The organism is Rhizobium sp. 25PS6, assembly GCF_032464655.1.
GTDB lineage: Bacteria > Pseudomonadota > Alphaproteobacteria > Rhizobiales > Rhizobiaceae > Rhizobium > Rhizobium laguerreae.
Map to the genome: position 1 here is coordinate 237,067 of NZ_JAWDIV010000004.1, position 18,805 is coordinate 255,871.

17 protein-coding genes are annotated in these 18,805 nt (G+C 61.7%); 14 read left to right on the forward strand and 3 right to left on the reverse strand.

The genetic code is table 11. The features are described from left to right. The first annotated feature begins 1 nt into the window (after window position 1). The 4 genes from RWK44_RS07810 to RWK44_RS07825 all read left to right on the forward strand — a co-directional run bounded on the left by RWK44_RS07810 (window position 2) and on the right by RWK44_RS07825 (window position 4,699). Complete coding sequence (locus RWK44_RS07810; protein ID WP_168285071.1) at window positions 2-1,315, forward strand: alpha/beta hydrolase; 1,314 nt, start codon at window positions 2-4, stop codon at window positions 1,313-1,315. A gap of 44 nt (window positions 1,316-1,359) precedes the next feature. Further along, window positions 1,360-3,516, forward strand: coding sequence for a mechanosensitive ion channel family protein (locus RWK44_RS07815; RefSeq protein ID WP_222061045.1), 2,157 nt, complete (start codon window positions 1,360-1,362; stop codon window positions 3,514-3,516). A gap of 54 nt (window positions 3,517-3,570) precedes the next feature. Beyond that, entirely contained in the window at window positions 3,571-3,972 is a 402-nt protein-coding gene (locus tag RWK44_RS07820; protein WP_168285069.1) for a hypothetical protein, read from the forward strand. A 79-nt stretch (window positions 3,973-4,051) separates the two neighbouring features. Beyond that, complete coding sequence (locus tag RWK44_RS07825; RefSeq protein ID WP_131663558.1) at window positions 4,052-4,699, forward strand: MarC family protein; 648 nt, start codon at window positions 4,052-4,054, stop codon at window positions 4,697-4,699. A 633-nt stretch (window positions 4,700-5,332) separates the two neighbouring features. Here the strand turns inward: RWK44_RS07825 and RWK44_RS07830 are convergent. The 3 genes from RWK44_RS07830 to RWK44_RS07840 form a co-directional block, all read right to left on the reverse strand. After that, window positions 5,333-6,850 (reverse strand): DUF1254 domain-containing protein, encoded by a 1,518-nt coding sequence (locus RWK44_RS07830; protein WP_316028628.1) that lies wholly within the window; start codon window positions 6,848-6,850, stop codon window positions 5,333-5,335. A gap of 134 nt (window positions 6,851-6,984) precedes the next feature. Then, a complete protein-coding gene (locus RWK44_RS07835) occupies window positions 6,985-7,761 on the reverse strand; it encodes a hypothetical protein (protein ID WP_316028629.1) in 777 nt (258 codons plus the stop codon). 115 nt (window positions 7,762-7,876) lie between these two features. After that, the gene (locus RWK44_RS07840) at window positions 7,877-8,179 is read right to left on the reverse strand and encodes a DUF2147 domain-containing protein (RefSeq protein ID WP_051077434.1); all 303 of its coding nucleotides are present in this window, start codon (window positions 8,177-8,179) and stop codon (window positions 7,877-7,879) included. 221 nt (window positions 8,180-8,400) lie between these two features. Between RWK44_RS07840 and RWK44_RS07845 the strand changes: the two genes are divergently transcribed. The 10 genes from RWK44_RS07845 (at window position 8,401) to RWK44_RS07890 (ending at window position 18,621) form a co-directional block, all read left to right on the forward strand. Then, the gene (locus RWK44_RS07845) at window positions 8,401-8,667 is read left to right on the forward strand and encodes a hypothetical protein (RefSeq protein ID WP_026158814.1); all 267 of its coding nucleotides are present in this window, start codon (window positions 8,401-8,403) and stop codon (window positions 8,665-8,667) included. 51 nt (window positions 8,668-8,718) lie between these two features. Beyond that, window positions 8,719-9,735 carry an Lnb N-terminal periplasmic domain-containing protein gene (locus tag RWK44_RS07850; protein WP_316028630.1) on the forward strand — a complete coding sequence of 339 codons (1,017 nt, stop codon included), beginning with the start codon at window positions 8,719-8,721 and terminating at the stop codon, window positions 9,733-9,735. A gap of 105 nt (window positions 9,736-9,840) precedes the next feature. Further along, window positions 9,841-10,215 carry a hypothetical protein gene (locus tag RWK44_RS07855; protein ID WP_131663772.1) on the forward strand — a complete coding sequence of 125 codons (375 nt, stop codon included), beginning with the start codon at window positions 9,841-9,843 and terminating at the stop codon, window positions 10,213-10,215. Window positions 10,216-10,280: 65 nt separating this feature from the next. Beyond that, complete coding sequence (locus RWK44_RS07860) at window positions 10,281-11,558, forward strand: alpha/beta hydrolase (protein ID WP_168285081.1); 1,278 nt, start codon at window positions 10,281-10,283, stop codon at window positions 11,556-11,558. A 216-nt stretch (window positions 11,559-11,774) separates the two neighbouring features. Continuing rightward, complete coding sequence (locus RWK44_RS07865; protein WP_316028631.1) at window positions 11,775-13,577, forward strand: adenylate cyclase; 1,803 nt, start codon at window positions 11,775-11,777, stop codon at window positions 13,575-13,577. A 116-nt stretch (window positions 13,578-13,693) separates the two neighbouring features. Next, on the forward strand, window positions 13,694-14,524 hold the full coding sequence (locus RWK44_RS07870) for a transporter (protein WP_316028632.1): 831 nt from the start codon (window positions 13,694-13,696) through the stop codon (window positions 14,522-14,524). 123 nt (window positions 14,525-14,647) lie between these two features. Then, on the forward strand, window positions 14,648-16,090 hold the full coding sequence (locus RWK44_RS07875; protein ID WP_131663564.1) for a DUF1254 domain-containing protein: 1,443 nt from the start codon (window positions 14,648-14,650) through the stop codon (window positions 16,088-16,090). Between the two features lie 132 nt (window positions 16,091-16,222). Then, window positions 16,223-16,804 (forward strand): hypothetical protein, encoded by a 582-nt coding sequence (locus RWK44_RS07880; RefSeq protein ID WP_316028633.1) that lies wholly within the window; start codon window positions 16,223-16,225, stop codon window positions 16,802-16,804. A 302-nt stretch (window positions 16,805-17,106) separates the two neighbouring features. Then, the gene (locus tag RWK44_RS07885) at window positions 17,107-17,307 is read left to right on the forward strand and encodes a hypothetical protein (RefSeq protein WP_026157393.1); all 201 of its coding nucleotides are present in this window, start codon (window positions 17,107-17,109) and stop codon (window positions 17,305-17,307) included. Between the two features lie 294 nt (window positions 17,308-17,601). Continuing rightward, complete coding sequence (locus RWK44_RS07890; protein WP_003540607.1) at window positions 17,602-18,621, forward strand: GlxA family transcriptional regulator; 1,020 nt, start codon at window positions 17,602-17,604, stop codon at window positions 18,619-18,621. Window positions 18,622-18,805: the final 184 nt, after the last annotated feature.

Genomic DNA, 18,805 nt, shown 5'->3' on the forward strand with positions numbered 1-18,805 from the left:
AGTGAGCACAGCAAAATGTCGTGACGGCCGAATTCAACCAAGCCTTTCCCCGGGTTTGAAATGGATCTCGGCTCTGCTGCTGCTCTGCGCATTGGCCGGATGCGGAGGCCACCCGAAGAACGTCCTCATCCCGGTTGCCGATAGCGCGCCGAACGCCGCCAAGGTCGACATGCTCGTGACCACGACGCGCGGCCGCTCCACGATCCAAGGCGAAATGTTCACAGGCGAGCGTGCACTCGCCCCGGCCTTTGCCGACATCACCGTATCCATCCCGCCTGCGAACGTCCGCAAGATCGGCGAAGTCGCCTGGCCGAGAAGACTTCCATCCAATCCAGCAACGGATTTCGCAACCTTGAAAGCCGCGGAGATCACACGCGACGACGCCAAGAAATGGCTGAGCGCCTCTGTCAGGAAGAGCCGCGACCGCAGCGTGCTGGTGTTCATCCACGGCTTCAACAACCGTTTCGAAGATTCCGTCTATCGCTTCGCTCAGATTGTCAAGGATTCCGGCGTGCACAGCGCGCCCGTGTTAGTGACATGGCCGTCGCGCGGCAGTCTACTTGCCTATGGCTACGACAGGGAGAGCACCAACTACACGCGCAACGCATTGGAGACGCTCTTCCAGTATCTCGCGAGGGATCCAGAGGTGAAGGAAGTCTCGATCCTGGCGCATTCCATGGGGAACTGGCTGGCGTTGGAAGCGCTTCGCCAGATGGCGATCCGCAACGGCCGCCTCCCTGCCAAGTTCAAGAATGTCATGCTGGCCTCGCCCGACGTGGATGTCGATGTCTTCCGCCAGCAGATCGTCGACATGGGCAAGCAGCATCCGAATTTCACCTTGTTCGTTTCGCGAGACGATCGCGCGCTCGCGGTATCGCGCAGGGTATGGGGCGACGTCGCCAGACTCGGCGCCATCGATCCCGAGCAGGCCCCCTTCAAGAAGGAACTGGCCGACAACCAGATCACGGTCATCGACCTCACCAAGGTCAAGGCGGGCGACAGGCTGAACCACGGAAAATTCGCGGAATCGCCCGAGGTCGTTCAGCTCATAGGGGCTCGCATTTCTGACGGGCAGACGCTGACCGACAGCAAGGTTGGGCTCGGGGACAAGATCCTCGCCGCGACGACGAGCACGGCGGCCGCCGCGGGCAGCGCAGCCGGCCTGATCCTTGCCGCCCCGGTCGCCGTCGTCGATGCGGATACCAGAGATAATTACGCCGGCCAGGTCAGCGGCCTCACGGGTCCTGTGGGTACGCGACCGAAGGCGTCCGAGTGCACTGCCGCGGGCCGATCGAAGGAGTCATGTAGGCAATAGCGCTTCAGCAACCGGCAACAGCTTCATCGAGATCAGGATAGACGATGCCTTTACTTTCCAAACTCCGCATGGTCAGGCCGCTTCTCATCGGGGCCACCCTGGTATCCATTCTCCTTTGTGCCTCCATTGCCGCGGCCCAGAGCGCGACGCCTGCGAGCCCGCAGCCTGAAAGTGTCCAGCGCTTTATCGGCATGTTCTCGGATCCGGATGTCCAGCGCTTCCTGCAGCAGCAATCGGAAGCAGCCCGGGCCGTCACGGAACCGCCTGTCGCAACGCCGAATGCCGACCCTTCGTTCTCGGAATTTGCGATGCGGCTCCGTGTCCATGTTTCCAGCCTTCTCGGAGCTATCAAATCCTTTCCCTCCGAGACGATGCGTGGCGCGGCCATGCTCCAAGGCGACGTCCAGGCGAACGGCGGAACGCGGCCGATCTTCCTGGTCGCTGCCTTCGTTGCCGTCGGGCTGGCTGCGCAATGGCTGTTGTGGTGGATCAGCGCCGGCTGGCGCTCATGGATGACACGCGCGCCCTTCGCCACGGTTCGCCAGAGGGTGATCGCACTGGCTGCGAGGCTTCTGTGGGCGGCATGTTTCGTCCTGTCGTTCGGACTCGGCAGCATCGGCTTCTTCCTCTTGTTCCAATGGCCGCCGATCGTCCGGGAAATCGTCGTCGGCTACCTCTTTGCGATCGTGATCTTCCGTCTGGCAAGCGCCATTTTCGATGTGCTTCTGGCACCGCGAGCAGAGGAAGAAGGTCGGTTTCGTGTCGTACCGATCACCAAGAATGCCGCCGGCCATTGGGCGAAACGCCTCGGCTATCTCGTCGGCTGGTATGCCTTTGGCTGGGTGACCATCCGCCTGCTCGGCACACTCGGTTTTTCCGTCCCGGCCCGGCAACTCGTGGCCTATGTCCTCGGCCTCGTGCTCCTCGTCATCGGCATCGAAGCCGTCTGGAGACGTCCGTCCGGATTGACGGCCGGCCAGGCCAGCCGCATCGGCCTGCGGGCGCGGAACTGGCTCTGGACGGTCTACTTCGTTGCCGTCTGGCTGCTGTGGGTGGTGGGTGCGATGAGGCTGTTCTGGATCGCGGTGGTCTGTGCCGCACTGCCCGGCGCTATCGCCCTCACCAAGGCGTCGGTCGACAATATCCTGCGCTCTTCCGAGGACGAAGAGGACGGCCATAAGAGAGGCACCGTCGTCTCGGTGATCGTCGAGCGCGGCATCAGGGCGGCACTGATCGTCGGCGCCATTCTTCTGCTGGCGAACGCCCTGGATATCAGGCTGACGCAGATGACGATGCAGGATTCGCCGCTTCTGCGCCTTGTGCGCGGCCTCCTCAGCGCCGGCATCATTCTGCTCGTCGTCGACCTTGCCTGGAGCGTTGTCAAAGTGCTGATTGATCGCAAGCTCGGCGACACCGAAGCCGTCCTCGAAGTCGGCAGCGAACGGGAGCGGCGGCGCACACGTCTCAGAACCCTGCTGCCGATCCTTCGCAATTTCCTGATGATCCTCTTCGTTGCCGTCGCGATCATGATGGCACTATCGTCGCTCGGCGTGGAGATCGGCCCGTTGATCGCTGGCGCCGGCGTGGTCGGCGTTGCGATCGGTTTCGGCGCGCAGACGGTGGTCAAGGACGTGATCAGCGGGATGTTCTACCTGCTCGACGACGCCTTCCGGGTGGGCGAATATATCCAGAGCGGCAGCTACAAGGGCACCGTCGAATCCTTCAGCTTGCGATCGATCAAGCTCAGGCACCACCGCGGCGCGGTCTACATCGTCCCCTTCAGCGAGCTCGGAGCAGTCCAGAACATGAGCCGCGACTGGGTGATCGAGAAGATGACGATTACCATCACCTACGATTCCGACATCGAGAAGGCCCGCAAGATCATCAAGAAGATCGGCCTGGAGCTGTTCGAGGATCCGGAGTTCAAGCCGACGACGATCGAGCCGCTGAAGATGCAGGGGATCGACAGCCTGGGCGACTCCGGCCTGCTCCTGCGCATGAAGGTCATGACGCTTCCCGGCCAGCAGTTCACGCTGAAGCGTCGGGCTCTGCGGATGATCCATGAGGCGTTCAACGAAAACGGCATCAAGCTCGCTGTGCCCACAGTTCAGGTCTCCGGCGGCAAGGACGACGCTGTTGCAGCCGCTGCCCAGCAGACGCTCGCAGCACAGAACGCGGCCGCCGCCGCAAACCCGGCCTGAGGGCGGCATCTTCGAGGAAATGAACGACACACGAGAACAATGGGAGGAAATGAAATGAAGATCCTGGTCATCCTGTCGCACATGCTTGCGACACTTGCGGTCATGATGACGGTCTGCGCGCCCGTCCTCATTCCCGTAACGGCCGAAGCTGCCCGTCGTGGCGTGGCGGCATGTGGTCCGAGAGGCTGCGGCGCTGCAGCCTGCGGACCGCGGGGATGCGCCGCAGTCGGAAGCACCCGCCCCGCCGTTCGCCCGCCTGTCCGGCGCGGCGTCGTCGTCGTCACCCCTCGCCGCTACTGGCGTCCGGGCACCGCCATCGCCGCGGGTGCTGCCATCGGCTTCGTCGCCGGAGCTGCCGCCGTGTCCTTGGCAGGCACGCCGCCGCAATCTGGTCAATGCTGGTATTACACCTCGCCCGCCAAGACGACGGGCTTCTGGGACGTATGCCCGCGCTGAGTGCTCGCAGAAAAACTGACGAGTTCGTTTGGTTCTCTTCGTCTCGATTTCCGCATCACAAATTTAGAGGGCACGTTTCATGGATTTCACAGTCATCGATGCCGCACTCGTCGGAAAACTTCTCCTGCTGCTTCTGATCGGCATGGGGCCGAAGATTGCCCTGGTGCCGTTTCTGGAAAAGACCCACGCCTTCGATACCCAAACCAAGGTGCGCATCGGCCGCCAGATGGTCCAGATCGCCGTCGTCACGGCCCTGATCCTATTTGCCACCGGCGCTCTGCTGATGCGGCTTCTCCACATCACGGGCGGCGCCGTCGCCGTCGCCGGTGGCATCATCCTCGCACTGATCGCGATCAAGATGGCATCAGGACCGACAGAGAAGCCGCATGACGATATTGCGGCGCCCGTCGATCCCGACAAGCTGGCCGTATTTCCGCTTGCGGTCCCTTACCTGCTCAATCCTGTCGGCATTACGATCATCATCATCGCCTCCGGCGAAGTCGTCTCGATCGCCAGTGCGATACTTGTCATCGGCCTGATCCTGATCGTCGGCGCATTGGACTATCTGGTGTTCACCAACATCGACAAGCTCGCCAAGCGTATGAAGCCAGTCACTATGATCGTCTCGGAGGTCGTCTTCGGCATTCTGCTGACCGCCGTCGCAGTCCAGCTGATCGTCGCCGGGCTTGGCAATCTCGGGATCATCACCCCGGCCGCTGTGCATTAGATGCGGATGATTTAGGCCGCGCCGACCTAACATCTGAACCCCGGTCTAAGTCAAGAAACAGAGCGTGATGCCATCCGAAACTGCTGACACTTTCGGCATCAAGCCCGCCTGCAGATTTGTGATCCCTTGCGCGGAAAGCCTGGGGACTAAGATCTTAGCCGACTGTAATATGCAATCAATTCGAACCAACTCAGCCAACCCGTTAAAAAACAGCAATTTCGAAAATTTGGATTCAAGCGATCGTACGAAATCCCGACCTGGTCCGAGAGATCCAGCAGCTGCCATTCACCTAGGTGGGTGACCAAGCCATGAAAGACGGGAACACGATCCAAAACAGGATCAAGGCCGCAGTGGTCTGAGCTGCGAGGAGACCCACTTAGATCCATGGAGCCGACAGCCCAAATCTTGACCTCAAGCTCCGCCTCCCAATGCAGTCCCGCTGATCGCTGTTACGGTGAAAACACGCGCCAGAAGGCGCAAGCCACCGTGGCTGATGCCGACGACGCCCTCATGTACGGCGCAGTATTCCCGCCCAATGCCGATCCGACATACCAGTCGGATCGGCATTGAGGTGGACCCAGTATGCGGGCGGGCGCCTGTGGCGCGGCGATCCGTTCATCACCTAGCCTGGCGTCACTCGACCGGTTCGAACTCGCCCGGCTTCCAGGTCTTGTCGAACCACGGCTCCAGGGGCCCATAGAGGCGAAGAAGGACGTTCCAACCCTTGCCGGGCACTGTCTGGACCCAGTTGGCCTCATGGCCTTTCGGCGCCGTCGGACCGAACCAGACATCGACGGACGAGTCCGCGTTGATCACGATGTCTTTCTTGTCGCTCCCGATGCTGGGGAATTGCCGGTCCGTCTGCAGCATCGAACGCGTCTGGTTGTCATACGCCACGAACGACCAGAATTCCTTTGCAGGAATGTTTGGCGGCAGGTGAATCTTATAGGTCTTGCCGCCGTCGAACGGCTTGCCGTCCTTGTCGGTCGTGGCGCCGGCATATTGCGAACCGATGCCGACGCGCTTTATCGCCATCGCCGGCGTGATGCCCGTCGCGTAGTAGTGAAACAGGACGCGCGCATCCAGATAGCGAACGCCGGGCTGCAGAAGAAACTCGTAACTGCCGCCGACAAAGCCGGTGAACCAGGCACTGTTCGGATAATAATAGGCGTCCTTCATGCGGCTCTTGAAGGTTATGGTGCGCGCCGTCGCATTGCCGACGGCTACCGCTTCGGTCAGGATCTTCTTCATCCGCGCATCCGGCGCGAAGGGCTTGCCCTTTACGATGCCGATGGAGGCGAGCTGTCCCAGCACTTCCGGATGATAGGCTTCGTTCGGCTCGTACTGGACGATGGCGTTCACTTCCTCGTAGAAATGAAAATTATTGGCATGGATCGTGTTGAACTCCTTGCCGGAGACGTTGACGATCTTCATCGGCGGCGGATTGCCGACTTCCGAAAGCGGATAAACTTTGGCGAATTTTCTGGTGTTTTCGACGGCCGTCATCGTACTGCCGTTTTCGAGGAAGCCGCGCCAGAAGAACAGGTTCCCGTAGGTCGACGACCGCAACACGTGATAACCCTCGGGGACCACGCCCTCGTAGTCCGGCGGCAAGAGCAGGTATTTTCCACCCTTACCCTTGTCCGGGCCGGCATTGCCGACATCGCCGACATATTGGAACCAGTGGTTGTCGATCATGCCCAGGATGTTGGGCGGCGTCTCGATGACCAGCGGACCCGCCTTAGTGTCGAGCCACATGAGATTGTAAATGCTTTCGGTGTTGCCGGTCAGGAACAGCGAATGCGAGTCCATGAGATTTTCGAATATCAGGATCGTCTGGTTGTTGTCGGCGCCCTGGCTGGCCAGTCCAACCCGCATAGCTTCGACGGATGCACCGGGCATCGCATTGAGAAAAGCATCCACGCCTCGCATGAAATCGAGATTGTCATAGATCTTCTCCGAAGTGGCGTCGTCCGGAAAGCCGTCAAAAAAATTCAGATTGCCAATCCTGGTGTCGACGCTCTCCGGCGTGACGATCGAATCCGGTATCGGCGTCGCCATCTTCGTCTTCGGTGCTTCGGCGTACGCGGTTCCCCAGCCCATCAGCAGCACCGCGGCAGTAGCGTAAACCCGTCTCGTCGCGCGTTTCATTGCACTCTCCTTGTCGACCGCCCCGTCGGTCGTTTTTCATGAGGTCGCCAATCTGTGTGCATTCGGCGGCGCGCGGGGAAGTATGTTACGGTTACACGACCGTAGCTTACCGCGAGGCGCCCCCGCGGCTTCGGCTAGAACTTCACCGCCAGTCGCGTGAAGACGCCGTGCTGGGTGGCGTCGTACTGGAAGCCACCGTCCTCGTAGTCGGTGTAGAGGGCCTTGTAGCCGAGAGACGAAGCGAGCGTGTCCGTCCAGTTATAGCCGACCGTCGCGGTGCCCTGCAGAGTGATGTCGGAAGCGACGCCGAAGCCGCCGATGTCGGCCATGACGTCGACGAACCATTTGCTGTTGACGTCATAATGCATGGTGAGCCCGACGATCGGATCGGCCCAGCTTTGCGAACCGCTGCGGTCGATCGCCGGGAAGAATACGGGATCGATCCCGAGTTCCACCTTGTTGTGCTGGTAGCGAAGTCCGCCCGTCGCGTAGAGCTGCATGTTCGCCACGTTGACGGGCAGCTCGTAGCCGACAAGGGCCGTCGCCACGATCTGCGTCTGCTCGAAGTCGGCCGTTCCGCCGAAGGGGCCGACGTCGGCGTCGGTCGAAATCTTGGCCCACATGACATCCGTATAGAGAAGCCAGCTATCGCCTGCTGCTTGAAAGGATCCTGCAAACACGCCGTCCAAATCCTCGAGCACGTCCAGAGATGAGACGTCGACTGCCGCCGCCGGGAGGCCGCGCACGCCGATGTCGCCATTCAAACCTGCCAGCCAGCCGTCGAACGTGACCTGGAACTTCCATCCGCTGTCGGCGACAACCGATCGAGGTTCCGACATGTCTGCGGCGGCCGTGGGTGCCGCCGCCAGTGCCAGAGCCAACCCGCAATAGGCGCTTTTCATTTTGATCATGCAGCAATCCCGATCTTCCATGGCTCCGGCGGATGCCGGAAATGATTCCCGGCGCAAGGATAGCCAATCACGCCGGAAGCACCCGTATGTTACGTATTCCGTTTGTCCCCGCGGACTATTGGCGTGACCACTTCTGCGACTCGCAGACGACCTTCATCACACAGCCTTTGAGAGTGACCGTGTCGCCGGAGACGCTGATGGTGCCGTTATAGGTTTTCTTCGCGTCGGGATCGGTGATCTTGCCGGAATAGCTGCCACCGCTACCTTCGAACGCGCCGATCTTCTCGCCGGTATGCTTGCCGCTTTTCAGCGTGATGCAGAAACCGCCGCCGCACGGCTCGATCGCGGCGGTGTCGCCGAGCGTCGTCTTCCAGTTTCCGACGATCGGCTCGGCTGCGCTCGCCAGTCCGGTCGACATCAGCAGCGCTGTGACGGAGATCAGGATGGGTTTCACGGTAAGGTCCTCGCATGGCTGGCCCGCCACCGGGCCGATGACCGAATGGACCACACATGCTCTGCCGACCGCAAGAAACTCACGGTGTGTTACTGTAACCTACATGGTGCCAGCCCGGTTCTGTGTCATCTTCACGACGACGACGCGATGTGCGCCCCCCGCGTCGCCTGGCGGGAGCCGATGCAATGGAATACGACACGGAGTTTGCCAAGCGCAGGTTTCCCGAGCAGACGCTGGAGATCGAAGCGCTTGCCTCCCGCAGTGAAAGCTTCCGGGAACTGTGCAACGACTTTTCCATCGCCGACCAGCTCGTGCGGGACTGGAAGTCGTCTACGGCTCCGGAGCGGGATGCACGTTATGCCGAGGCGCTGGAACTCATGGACGGCCTCGCCGCGGAAATCCACACCATGCTGGACTTTGCCAAGGTCGTTCCATTCCCAGCCGCCCGATAAAGCCGCGATCTCGCCGTCGTGGCGGCACGGGGGCTACAGAAAAGGAACAACATGCCTCGACCGATGGCGTTCGTCCTCATCCTCCCGGTCGCCGTTATCGTGACGGCTTTGACAGCCTGGAGTTCCCTCGCCCTATGGTATCGCCTACCCCTGCCTGATGGCGGGCGGGCGATCGGCACTGGCGTCTTCCTCGTCTACGGTCTCTTCACTGTGGCGGCGCTTGCCAGCCGGCAGCGCATCAGAGCCCTCCTTTCGTTCGCGATCGTCTTCGCGCTGGTTCTCTTCTGGTGGAGCTCCATCAAGCCGGAAGCCAACGCCGCATGGGCGCCGGATGTCGCCCGCCAGGTCACGGGTCGTGCCGAGGGAAATTTGCTGACCTTGACCGATGTCCGGGACTTCGAGTGGCGAAGCAATTCCGACTTTACGGAGCGCTGGACGACACGAACCTACGATGTAAGCAAGGTGAGGACGGTCGACCTGCTCATGTCATACTGGGCGGGGCCGCAAATCGCGCATGTCATCTTCAGCTTCGGCTTCGAAGGCGGCGAACAGCTCGCCTGGTCGATCGAGGTGCGTCACAAGGTCGGCGGCGGGTTTTCTCCCCTTGCCGATCTCTTCAAGAACGACCCGCTGGTGGTCGTTGCCGCGGACGAACGCGACGTCGTCGGCGTCCGCTCCAATGTGCGTGGCGAGGACGTCCAGATTTACCGGCTCAGAGCCAGTCCCGAGCAGGCGCGCAACCTGCTGCTCGAGTACGTCGCCGAGGCCAATGCGCTCGCCCGGACGCCGCAGTTCTACAACTCGATCACGACGAACTGCACGACGACCGTCGCCAAGCTGATGCGGATCGCAGGCGACAAGGTTCCGTTCGACTGGCGGCTGATCGTCAACGGTTATCTTCCCGACTACGCCTATGATCGGGGAGCCGTCGACACGTCGATGCCGCTCGACCGCCTGCGGGAGATTGCCAAGATCGACGTGCGGGCGCGGGCGGATGGATTGTCGCCCGACTTCTCGAAGGCGATCCGTCTCGGCGTGCCCCTCCCCGTCGTCGTCGCTAGGCCGTAACGTACAGTAACATACGAAGGGAATCTCGATGATTGAGGCATGGTCCGCCCTGTCAGGAATTTCCTGGGCGAAGTTTCGTCTATGCTCTTAACCAGGACCGAACTCATGAACCTCATCAAGCACATTCAAGACCTCGCGACGGCTGCGGCCATCCTGATGATGGTGGCCGCGCCAATGCTCGCTCCGACCCCGGCCGAAGCGCGCCGTGCGGTGGCCGGCTGCGGAGCCGGAGGATGTGCGGCCGTCGGCAATCGCGGCGCCGTCGTGGTCCCTCGCGCGCCCGTCAGGCGCGGCGTCGTCGTCGTGAATCCTCGCCGCTATTGGCCCGCCGGGGGTGCGATCGCGGCTGGGGCTGCCATCGGCTTTGTCGCGGGCGCCGCGGCGGCCTCGGTCGCCGGAACGCCGCCGAAGTCCGGCATGTGCTGGTACTATACCGATAGCACCAAGAAAACGGGTTTCTGGGACGTCTGCCCACGATAGCGATCGCCGTGAGCATCGAGCACGGCGAATCGATTTCAACAGAGGACTTGAGCTTGTTTGCTTCGTTGACTGCTGGTCGTATCCGGCGACTTCTTCCATGCCTCGCGCTGGTCGTGCTTGCTGGCTGCGGCGGACATCCGAAGGGCGTGCTGTCCCCCGTTGCGGACACCGCGCCGGATACCAGTCGCGTCGACATGCTCGTCGCGACCACGCGCGCCCGATCGACTGTTCCGGGCGAGATGTTTACGGGCGAGCGCGCCCGGACGCCGTCCTTTGCTCAGATGAGGGTTTCACTGCCCAAGGTTCGCAAGGAGGGCGACGTCGCTTGGCCAAGGAAGCTGCCTCCAAATCCGGAGACCGACTTCGCCACGCTTAAGGCCGACGAGCTCAGTCTCGAGGGGGCGAAAGACTGGCTGAACGCCTCGGTCAAAAGGAACCGCGACCAAAGCGTGCTGGTCTTCATCCACGGCTTCAACAACCGCTTCGAGGATAGCGTCTACCGCTTCGCTCAGATCGTCCACGATTCCAATGTCCACAGCACGCCGGTCCTTGTGACCTGGCCATCGCGCGGCAGCCTGCTCGCCTACGGCTATGATCGCGAGAGCACCAACTACACGCGCAACGCGCTCGAGACGCTGTTCCAGTATCTCGCCAAAGACGCGACCGTGAAGGAAGTCAACGTGCTGGCCCACTCGATGGGCAACTGGCTGGCGCTGGAAGCGCTCCGGCAGATGGCGATCCGCAATGACGGCCTTCCGTCGAAGTTCAAGAATGTCATGCTGGCCGCTCCGGACGTCGACGTGGACGTCTTCCGGTCTCAGATCGAGGACATGGGCGACCCTCATCCGCAGTTCACGCTCTTCGTCTCGCAAGACGACAAGGCGCTTGCCTTCTCGCGGCGGGTCTGGGGCAACATCCCGCGGCTCGGTTCGATCGATCCGGAAACCGCGCCGTACAAGACCGAACTCGCCGACTACAAGGTCTCGGTGATCGATCTGACCAAAATCAAGGTCAGCGACGACCTCAATCACAGCAAGTTCGCGGAATCGCCGCAAGTCGTACAGCTCATCGGCGCGCGGCTATCCGAAGGGCAGACGCTGACCGACAGCCGGGTCGGCCTCGGCGACACGATCCTCGCAGGGACGACGCATGTGGCGGCGGCGGCCGGAAGCGCCGCGGGCCTCGTACTGACCGCCCCCGTCGCCGTGCTCGACGCCGATACCCGCAGCAACTACGCCAATCATGTCGGCGGTCTGACCGGGCAAGACGGCGGCACGCAGAAGATCGCGGTCAAGAACTGCGCTGCGACGCCGGCCGACCCGGCGTGCCGGAAGCAACGATAGCAGGAGGCGCCCGCTTGAGTTCGGCGACGCCTGGCACGCTCTTCGTCATGCCCGTTCATCGCCGTCATGGTCCCCAACCGGCTGCCAGGCCCATAGGTGACCCGCCTTGAAACTTCTTTCAGGTAGACGAAGGGCTCTTCGGGGGTTAGGTTGCATAAGGGGATTTTAATACAAGCTTTAACTGTCGCGCATCTGTGTGACGAGGGGGATGATGCAATGCAGACCTCGGTGCCTTTGCCTGACGATCAGGCCGAGCGCCCCTGTCCGACCCATGAGGAGGTCAGGGCGCAGCTTGAACGGATACTGTCGAGCCGCGAGTTTCCCAACGCCGGACGTGGCGCTGCCTTCCTGAAATATGTCACCGAGGAGACGCTTGCAGGCCGGGCACAGCGTCTCAAGGCGTATTCGATCGCCATCGAAGTGTTCAACCGAAGCGCGGGCTTCTCTCAGGAAGATCCCGTCGTTCGCATCGAGGCCGGACGTCTTCGCCGGGTCATCGAACGCTACTATCTCGTTGCAGGCCAACGCGATCCGATCCGCATCGACATCCCTAAGGGCGGCTACGTGCCGGCCTTTACGTGGAACTACGCGCCGACAAAAGCGGCCGGGGATGCGCCGATCGAAGACGTCGTCGAGCCCCGTGTTTTCGCGTGGCGGCGACGCGCCTGGCCCATGCTGGCCGCGCTCGTGGCGTTCGTCTGCGCGGGGCTTGGCTACTACGCGGGAGTTCTGACGGGGCCGGCCACCGGTCGTTCCGCCGGGCAGGTTCCGGGCGAGCCGACCCTTGTAATCGCACCTTTCGAGGACCTTGGCGACGGCCCCCAGGCTGCACGTTATGCCGCCGGGCTGACCGAGGAGCTTCTAACCGCCCTTCCCCGCTTCAAGGAGATCACCGTCTTCGGCCGCGAGACATCGAAGGCACTGCCTCCAGGCGTCGAGCCGTCGCGGGTGCGCGAGGGACTTGGCGCGCACTACCTTCTCGCGGGCGGGGTCCGCGTCGCGGGCGACAAGATCCGCGTGACCGTGCGTCTCGTCGACACCTCCGAAGGATCCATCCTGTGGTCGCAGCACTACGACGAGAACCTGGACACGCACGAGCTCTTCGTTATTCAGACGGATGTCGCGAGCAAGGTGGCGACGGCGATCGCCCAGCCTTACGGCATCATCGCGAAATCGTTGGCGGCCAACCCGCCGCCGGACGATGTCGGCGTCCATGACTGCACGCTGCGCTTCTACGCCTACCGCGAGGAGCTGAACCCGGAAACGCATCTGATCGCGCGCGACTGTCTTCAGAACGCTGTCGCGCGTTTCCCCAGCTACGCGACCGCTTGGTCGATGCTCTCGTTCATCCATCTCGACGAGGGCCGGTTCGAGTTCAATCCACAGAGTAACAAGGGTCCCGCGATGGAGCGAGCGCTGGGTTCGGCACGGCGGGCGGTCTCGCTCGAACCCGACAACACGCGCGCCCTGCAGGCGCTCATGACGGCTCTATTCTTCAACAACGAGACGAAAGAGGCCTTCGAAGTCGGCGAAGCGGCGCTCGCCGCCAACCCGAACGACACGGAGTTTCTCGGGGAACTCGGAACGCGCGTCGCGTTCTCGGGGCAATGGAAGCGCGGCGCGGAACTGCTGGATCGTGCGATCGAGCTCAATCCAGGCGGAGCCGGATATTACTTCGGTACGCGCGGCCTGATCGCCTGCATGCTCGACGATCATGAAGTGGCGGTGCGTCTGATCCGTAAAGCCGACCTGCAGAAATTTCCGCTCTTCCATGGCGTTGCGGCGGTCATCTACTCCGAGGCCGGGCTGTTAGCGGAAGCGAAGCGCGAGGGCGAGGTGTTCATGAAAATGCGCCCCGACTATCTGCCCAACATCGTGGCCGAGAACCGGAAGAGAAACCTGTCGCAGAAGGACAGCATGCGCATGATCGTAGCGCTTCGGCGGGCTGGGCTGCCAGTGCCAAGCGCGACGGATATCGAAGCCGAGTTCAGGGTCTCCGACGCCTCATACGGCCCGTGAAGGCCGTACGCTACAGTAACATACGTTTCCTCTTCCTGCTCGTTCCTTCATTCTTCCGGCGCATGACCCCAGGCTGGCTCACCGCCAGCCTGGGCATCGGATGGAGACAGAGCCCAATGGTCAAGACCGCACCGACCCGCACCCTGCCGCTGAAGAGATCCCTGACGCTCGCCGTCGCCGCGACCCTCGGCTTGGGGACGCCGGCCTACGGTCAGGATTCCAGCGCCGATCTCGCCAAGAAGCTTTCGAACCCGATCGCCTCGCTCATCAGCGTCCCCTTTCAGTTGAACTATGACCATGGCTATGGACCCCTTGATGGCGACAAGGCGACCCTGAACATGCAGCCCGTGATCCCCTTCTCGCTGAACGCCGACTGGAATCTGATCTCTCGCACGATCCTTCCCGTGACCTATCAGAACGACATCGCCGGGTCATCCGGATCGCAGTTCGGTCTCGGGGACGTCGTTCAGAGTTTCTTCCTATCGCCTGCCAAGCCGACCGATGGCGGCCTCGTCTGGGGCGCGGGACCTGTCTTCCTGATCCCGACCGCGACCGACGATCTGCTCGGCGGCGAGAAATGGGGCGCAGGGCCGACGATTGTTGCGCTGAAGCAGGACGGCCCCTGGACCTATGGCGTGCTGGCCAACCACATCTGGTCGTTCGCCGGCAATGGGGATCGCAACGACATCAGCAGCACGTTCCTGCAGCCCTTTCTCTCTTACACGACACCGACGGCATGGACGTTCGCGCTGAACACGGAATCCACATACGACTGGAAGGCGCACGATTGGTCGGTGCCGATCAATCTGACCGTCTCCAAGCTGGTCAAGGTGAACGAGCAGCCGATCAGCCTGACGGCCGGACTTCGATACTGGGCGGCGGCTCCGGACGATGAGCCCGAAGGCCTCGGCGTCCGGGTCGGGCTGACGTTCCTGTTCCCTAAATAGTCGCATAACCCCCTCATGGTCAGGAGCAAGTCGGCTCTGTTCGATTGACGTCCGCGGCCGCATGACCTTCGCCTGCCACCTTCGCGTGCCCGATCGCACGCCGCGAACCGAAAGGACGTTCAAATGCTTACCAAACGCGATCTGCTCCGCTGTGCTGCGATGGCCGCACTCGTCGCCGCAACGGCCAAGTCCACCCCGGTACTTGCGCAGAACAAGGCCGAATGGCCCAGCCTGCTGGAAGCAAAGGACATCGCCGAAGAGGGCTTCATCTACGGCCTGCCGCTGGTGATGAATTATGCGGTCATGCAGGAGTTCGCTGTCGATAGGAACTCCGGACAGTTCAAGGCGCCGTTCAACGAGATCAACAACATGCATCAGGTCGCCAGCCCGGCGGACACGGCAGTCATCACGCCGAACAGCGACACGCCCTACTCGATCCTCTGGCTGGACTTGCGTGCTGAACCGATGGTCATCTCGGTGCCGACGGTCGAGAAGGAACGCTATTACTCGGTCCAGCTCATCGACGGCAACACCTACAATTTCGGCTATATCGGCTCGCGCACCACGGGAAGCGAGCCGGGCTCCTATCTCGTTGTCGGACCCGACTGGAAAGGCGAGAAGCCCGACGGCATCAAGCAGGTCTTCACCTCGAGCACCCCGTTCGTATTCGCCAACTTCCGGACGCAGCTTATCGACGCCGAAGATATGGCGAACGTGGAAAAGGTGCAGACCGGCTACAAGGCGCAACCGCTTTCGGCCTTCCTCAAGCAACCCGCCCCGCCCGCCGCACCGACGATCGAGTTCCTTCCCGCCACCACTGCCGGCATCAAGAAGAATTTCTTCGAATATCTCGACTTGGCTCTGCAGTTCGTACCGGAGACGTCAAGGGACAAGGACATCCGTGCGAAGCTTGCAAGGATCGGCATCGGTCCTGGCAAGACCTTCGAGTTCAAGGATCTGCCGCTCGAACACAAGGCCGAAATGCTGGTCGGCATGAAGCAGGGCGACGACAAGATCGATAAGTGGCTGGCCAGCGGAAACAAGCCCATCAACGGCTGGAACGTCAGCTCGCTTCTTGGCGACGAGGCCTTCTTCAACGGCGATTGGTTGATGCGTTCAGGCGCTGCCAAGGCAGGCCTCTATGGCAACGATGCGGCAGAGGCCATGTACCCTTTCACCCGAACAGATGCGAGCGGAAAACCGCTCGACGGCAGCAAGCACAAGTACACGATCACCTTCCCGCCGGGCCAGTTGCCGCCAGTGCATTCGTTCTGGTCCGTGACCATGTACGACGGCAAGAGCCAGTTCCTCGTCAAGAACCCAATCAATCGCTACCTCATCAACTCTCCGATGTTGCCGGGGATGAAGAAGAACGAGGACGGCTCGCTCACCCTATATATCCAGAAAGACAGCCCCGGTGCGGACAAGGAAGCCAACTGGCTTCCGGCCCCGGACGGTACGATCTATCTCGTGATGCGCCTGTACTGGCCGAAGACGGAAGCGCCTTCGATCCTGCCCGCTGGGAAAGGAACGTGGCAGCCGCCCGGCGTGAAGCGGGTTTCGTAGAAGGCGCTGAACGCCGATAGCAGGGTCGACAAGGCGCTCCGCGAGCCGGAGCGCCGCAACTGGCCGGACGTCGACCTGAAGTCGGACTGGAGACCGGTCTTCGCAGCCGAAAATAGCCGTAAGGACAAGGGTATGAAATGGATCGCCGGGCTTTTTCTGGCTCTCACGATGTGCGCCGTTGCTCACGCTCAGGAGGCTCCACGATCCCAGACGGTCGACGATCTCGTGCGGCTGCTGCAGGATCCGGAGGTTCGGTCATGGTTGAAGAAAGCGCCCGGCCCGCCGTCGATAGCCGCCCAGGAAGTGGACGCCGGTCTGGCGACATGGGAGGTTGCCACGAGGAGACGGATCGATGGCGTCGTTCAGGCAATCCCAAGGATTCCCGGCGAGTTCACGGCGGCAGCTTCTGGCACGAGGGCGGACGCCTTGTCCCAGGGAAAGCTGCCGGTGTTCGTCGTCTCCCCTAGGCTGACGGCGGCCGGACTTTTCGCCGAGCGGATGTTCGCGCGGTCGAGACGACGCGCTGAAGGGCTGCAGGAACGCCTGCTGGCGATCGGCGTCTCCCGGCGGCCATGGGCGCGGTCTTCTTCGCTTTCGACTCCCAAGAAGACCGCAGTTCCGCGTATCGCTTTTAAAAGCGACTGGCGCCTCGAAGCTCCTGGTGCGCTTCGAACTGGACGTGCCGCGGGTAAGGTCGTGATCGACGTTGCATGACTGTGATGCCACGGTCTTCCGCTTGCCGGGGTCACGTTGTCCCGTCTCGCGGAAGCGTCCGCACCCAGTCGATCGCGGCGTTGCTAACTATGCCGAAGCGCTTTGCCGCCGTCCCTGGAAAAGCCTGAAGATTAAGGTTCGCTGACAACCCCAGCGGAGGCCACGATCATTCAATATCTCTGATGTTATCCATAAGTTCTATTCGTTTGAATGATGAGTTTTCAAAGCCCATATTAGGATCATGGACATGGACGAACCTCCCATTGACGACCATGCCCCTGACCCAAGAAAGGAACCGGAAAATGACCACGCTCACCTATCGCGGTGGTGGTAAGTCCCTCACCTCCAGTGAAAGCCGCTTCGACCTGGCACATTATGCCCGTAAGCTTGTGCTCGCCTGGACGCGCTGGCAGACGGCCCGCGAAATCGAAGCCATGCCCTTCGACATTCGCAAAGACATCGGCTGGCCGAGCACGGACGACAACAAACACCGGACCATGTAATGAATGCGACATTCTTCCCAAGATAAGGGCGGCGCCTGCCTCGTGCAACGCCGCCTTTTTCGTGAACTGAGCGTCCATTCCTAAGCCATTTTCAACATTGAATTTCAGTCGCCTATCAGCCTGTCTTCTCCCTGCCCGCGGCCATTCCGGCGATTTGACCGGCCAAATCGCCGGCGATGTCGCATATTTGCTCTTCCCGGCCGCATTTTTCCATGCCAGTGTCGCTTTCAGGACATCGGCGCGACGCATTCCGCGCAACGAATGTGTCATCGCCCCTCGAGCATGGATTTCGCTATGAACAGGATGCAGATCAAGAAGCGTTCGGTAGTCTTTTTTATGGTACCGCAATTCACCATGCTGCCCTTTTCGGCCGCCGTGGACACCTTGCGCATCGCCAATCGCATGCTCGGCTATCAGGCCTATACCTGGCGGCTGACCTCCGTCGACGGGGAAAAAGTCTATTCCTCCTGCGGCATCGGCGTCGAGGCAAATTCCTCGCTTGCCGAGGAGCGGCGCCATCTCGGCGGTGAAAACCGGCCGGGCATGGTGCTCGTCTGTTCCGGCATCGATGTCGAGCAGTTCAACAACAAGTCGGTCAATGCCTGGCTGCGTGAATGCTACAATCGCGGTGTCGCCGTCGGCAGCCTCTGTACGGGTGCGCATGTGCTTGCCCAGGCCGGCCTCCTGAACGGCAAGCGCTGCGCCATCCACTGGGAAAACCTGCCCGGCTTTTCGGAAGCCTTCCCGCAGGCGGAGGTCTATGCCGATCTCTACGAGATCGACGGCAATCTCTATACCTGCGCCGGCGGCACCGCCTCGCTCGACATGATGCTGAACCTCGTCGGCGAGGACTTTGGCGAAAGCCTTGTCAACCGCATCTGCGAGCAGCACCTGACCGACCGCGTGCGCAACCCACACGACCGCCAGCGTCTGCCTTTGCGCGCCCGTCTCGGCGTGCAGAATGCCAAGGTGCTGTCGATCATCGAGCTGATGGAAGGTAATCTTGCCGAGCCGCTGTCGCTGATCGAGATCGCCGACGGCGCCGGCCTCTCGCGCCGCCAGATCGAACGGCTGTTCCGCCAGGAGATGGGCCGCTCGCCGGCTCGCTACTATCTGGAAATCCGGCTCGACCGCGCACGCCACCTGCTGGTACAGTCCTCCATGCCGGTCGTGGAAGTCGCCGTCGCCTGCGGCTTCGTCTCGGCCTCGCATTTCTCCAAGTGTTATCGCGAACTCTACCACCGCTCGCCGCAGCAGGAGCGCGCCGAGCGCAAGATGACCATGGCGACGGCAAGGCAGGCGGTCGCCGCGTGAGACATTGAGAAAGGCCGTCGCAGCCGCGGCCAGATGGGCCAAGTAACGGTCCCGCGGCAAAAATCGTCACTTCGGTTGTTGCTGCCCGGGTAGATTGTCAGGCCGAATGACCGGTGTCTTCCCTTCCTCAGGCGCGGGCTGGCTGAATTCGCTATCCCCGGTCGGGGGCGGCTTCAGGACACCG

Coding starts and splice junctions, on each gene's coding strand:
- RWK44_RS07815 (WP_222061045.1), top strand. CDS start 1,360: ATGCCTTTACTTTCCAAACTCCGCATGGTCAGGCCGCTTCTCATCGGG.
- RWK44_RS07820 (WP_168285069.1), top strand. CDS start 3,571: ATGAAGATCCTGGTCATCCTGTCGCACATGCTTGCGACACTTGCGGTC.
- RWK44_RS07825 (WP_131663558.1), top strand. CDS start 4,052: ATGGATTTCACAGTCATCGATGCCGCACTCGTCGGAAAACTTCTCCTG.
- RWK44_RS07830 (WP_316028628.1), bottom strand. CDS start 6,850: ATGAAACGCGCGACGAGACGGGTTTACGCTACTGCCGCGGTGCTGCTG.
- RWK44_RS07835 (WP_316028629.1), bottom strand. CDS start 7,761: ATGATCAAAATGAAAAGCGCCTATTGCGGGTTGGCTCTGGCACTGGCG.
- RWK44_RS07840 (WP_051077434.1), bottom strand. CDS start 8,179: ATGTCGACCGGACTGGCGAGCGCAGCCGAGCCGATCGTCGGAAACTGG.
- RWK44_RS07845 (WP_026158814.1), top strand. CDS start 8,401: ATGGAATACGACACGGAGTTTGCCAAGCGCAGGTTTCCCGAGCAGACG.
- RWK44_RS07850 (WP_316028630.1), top strand. CDS start 8,719: ATGCCTCGACCGATGGCGTTCGTCCTCATCCTCCCGGTCGCCGTTATC.
- RWK44_RS07855 (WP_131663772.1), top strand. CDS start 9,841: ATGAACCTCATCAAGCACATTCAAGACCTCGCGACGGCTGCGGCCATC.
- RWK44_RS07865 (WP_316028631.1), top strand. CDS start 11,775: ATGCAGACCTCGGTGCCTTTGCCTGACGATCAGGCCGAGCGCCCCTGT.
- RWK44_RS07870 (WP_316028632.1), top strand. CDS start 13,694: ATGGTCAAGACCGCACCGACCCGCACCCTGCCGCTGAAGAGATCCCTG.
- RWK44_RS07875 (WP_131663564.1), top strand. CDS start 14,648: ATGCTTACCAAACGCGATCTGCTCCGCTGTGCTGCGATGGCCGCACTC.
- RWK44_RS07880 (WP_316028633.1), top strand. CDS start 16,223: ATGAAATGGATCGCCGGGCTTTTTCTGGCTCTCACGATGTGCGCCGTT.
- RWK44_RS07885 (WP_026157393.1), top strand. CDS start 17,107: ATGACCACGCTCACCTATCGCGGTGGTGGTAAGTCCCTCACCTCCAGT.
- RWK44_RS07890 (WP_003540607.1), top strand. CDS start 17,602: ATGAACAGGATGCAGATCAAGAAGCGTTCGGTAGTCTTTTTTATGGTA.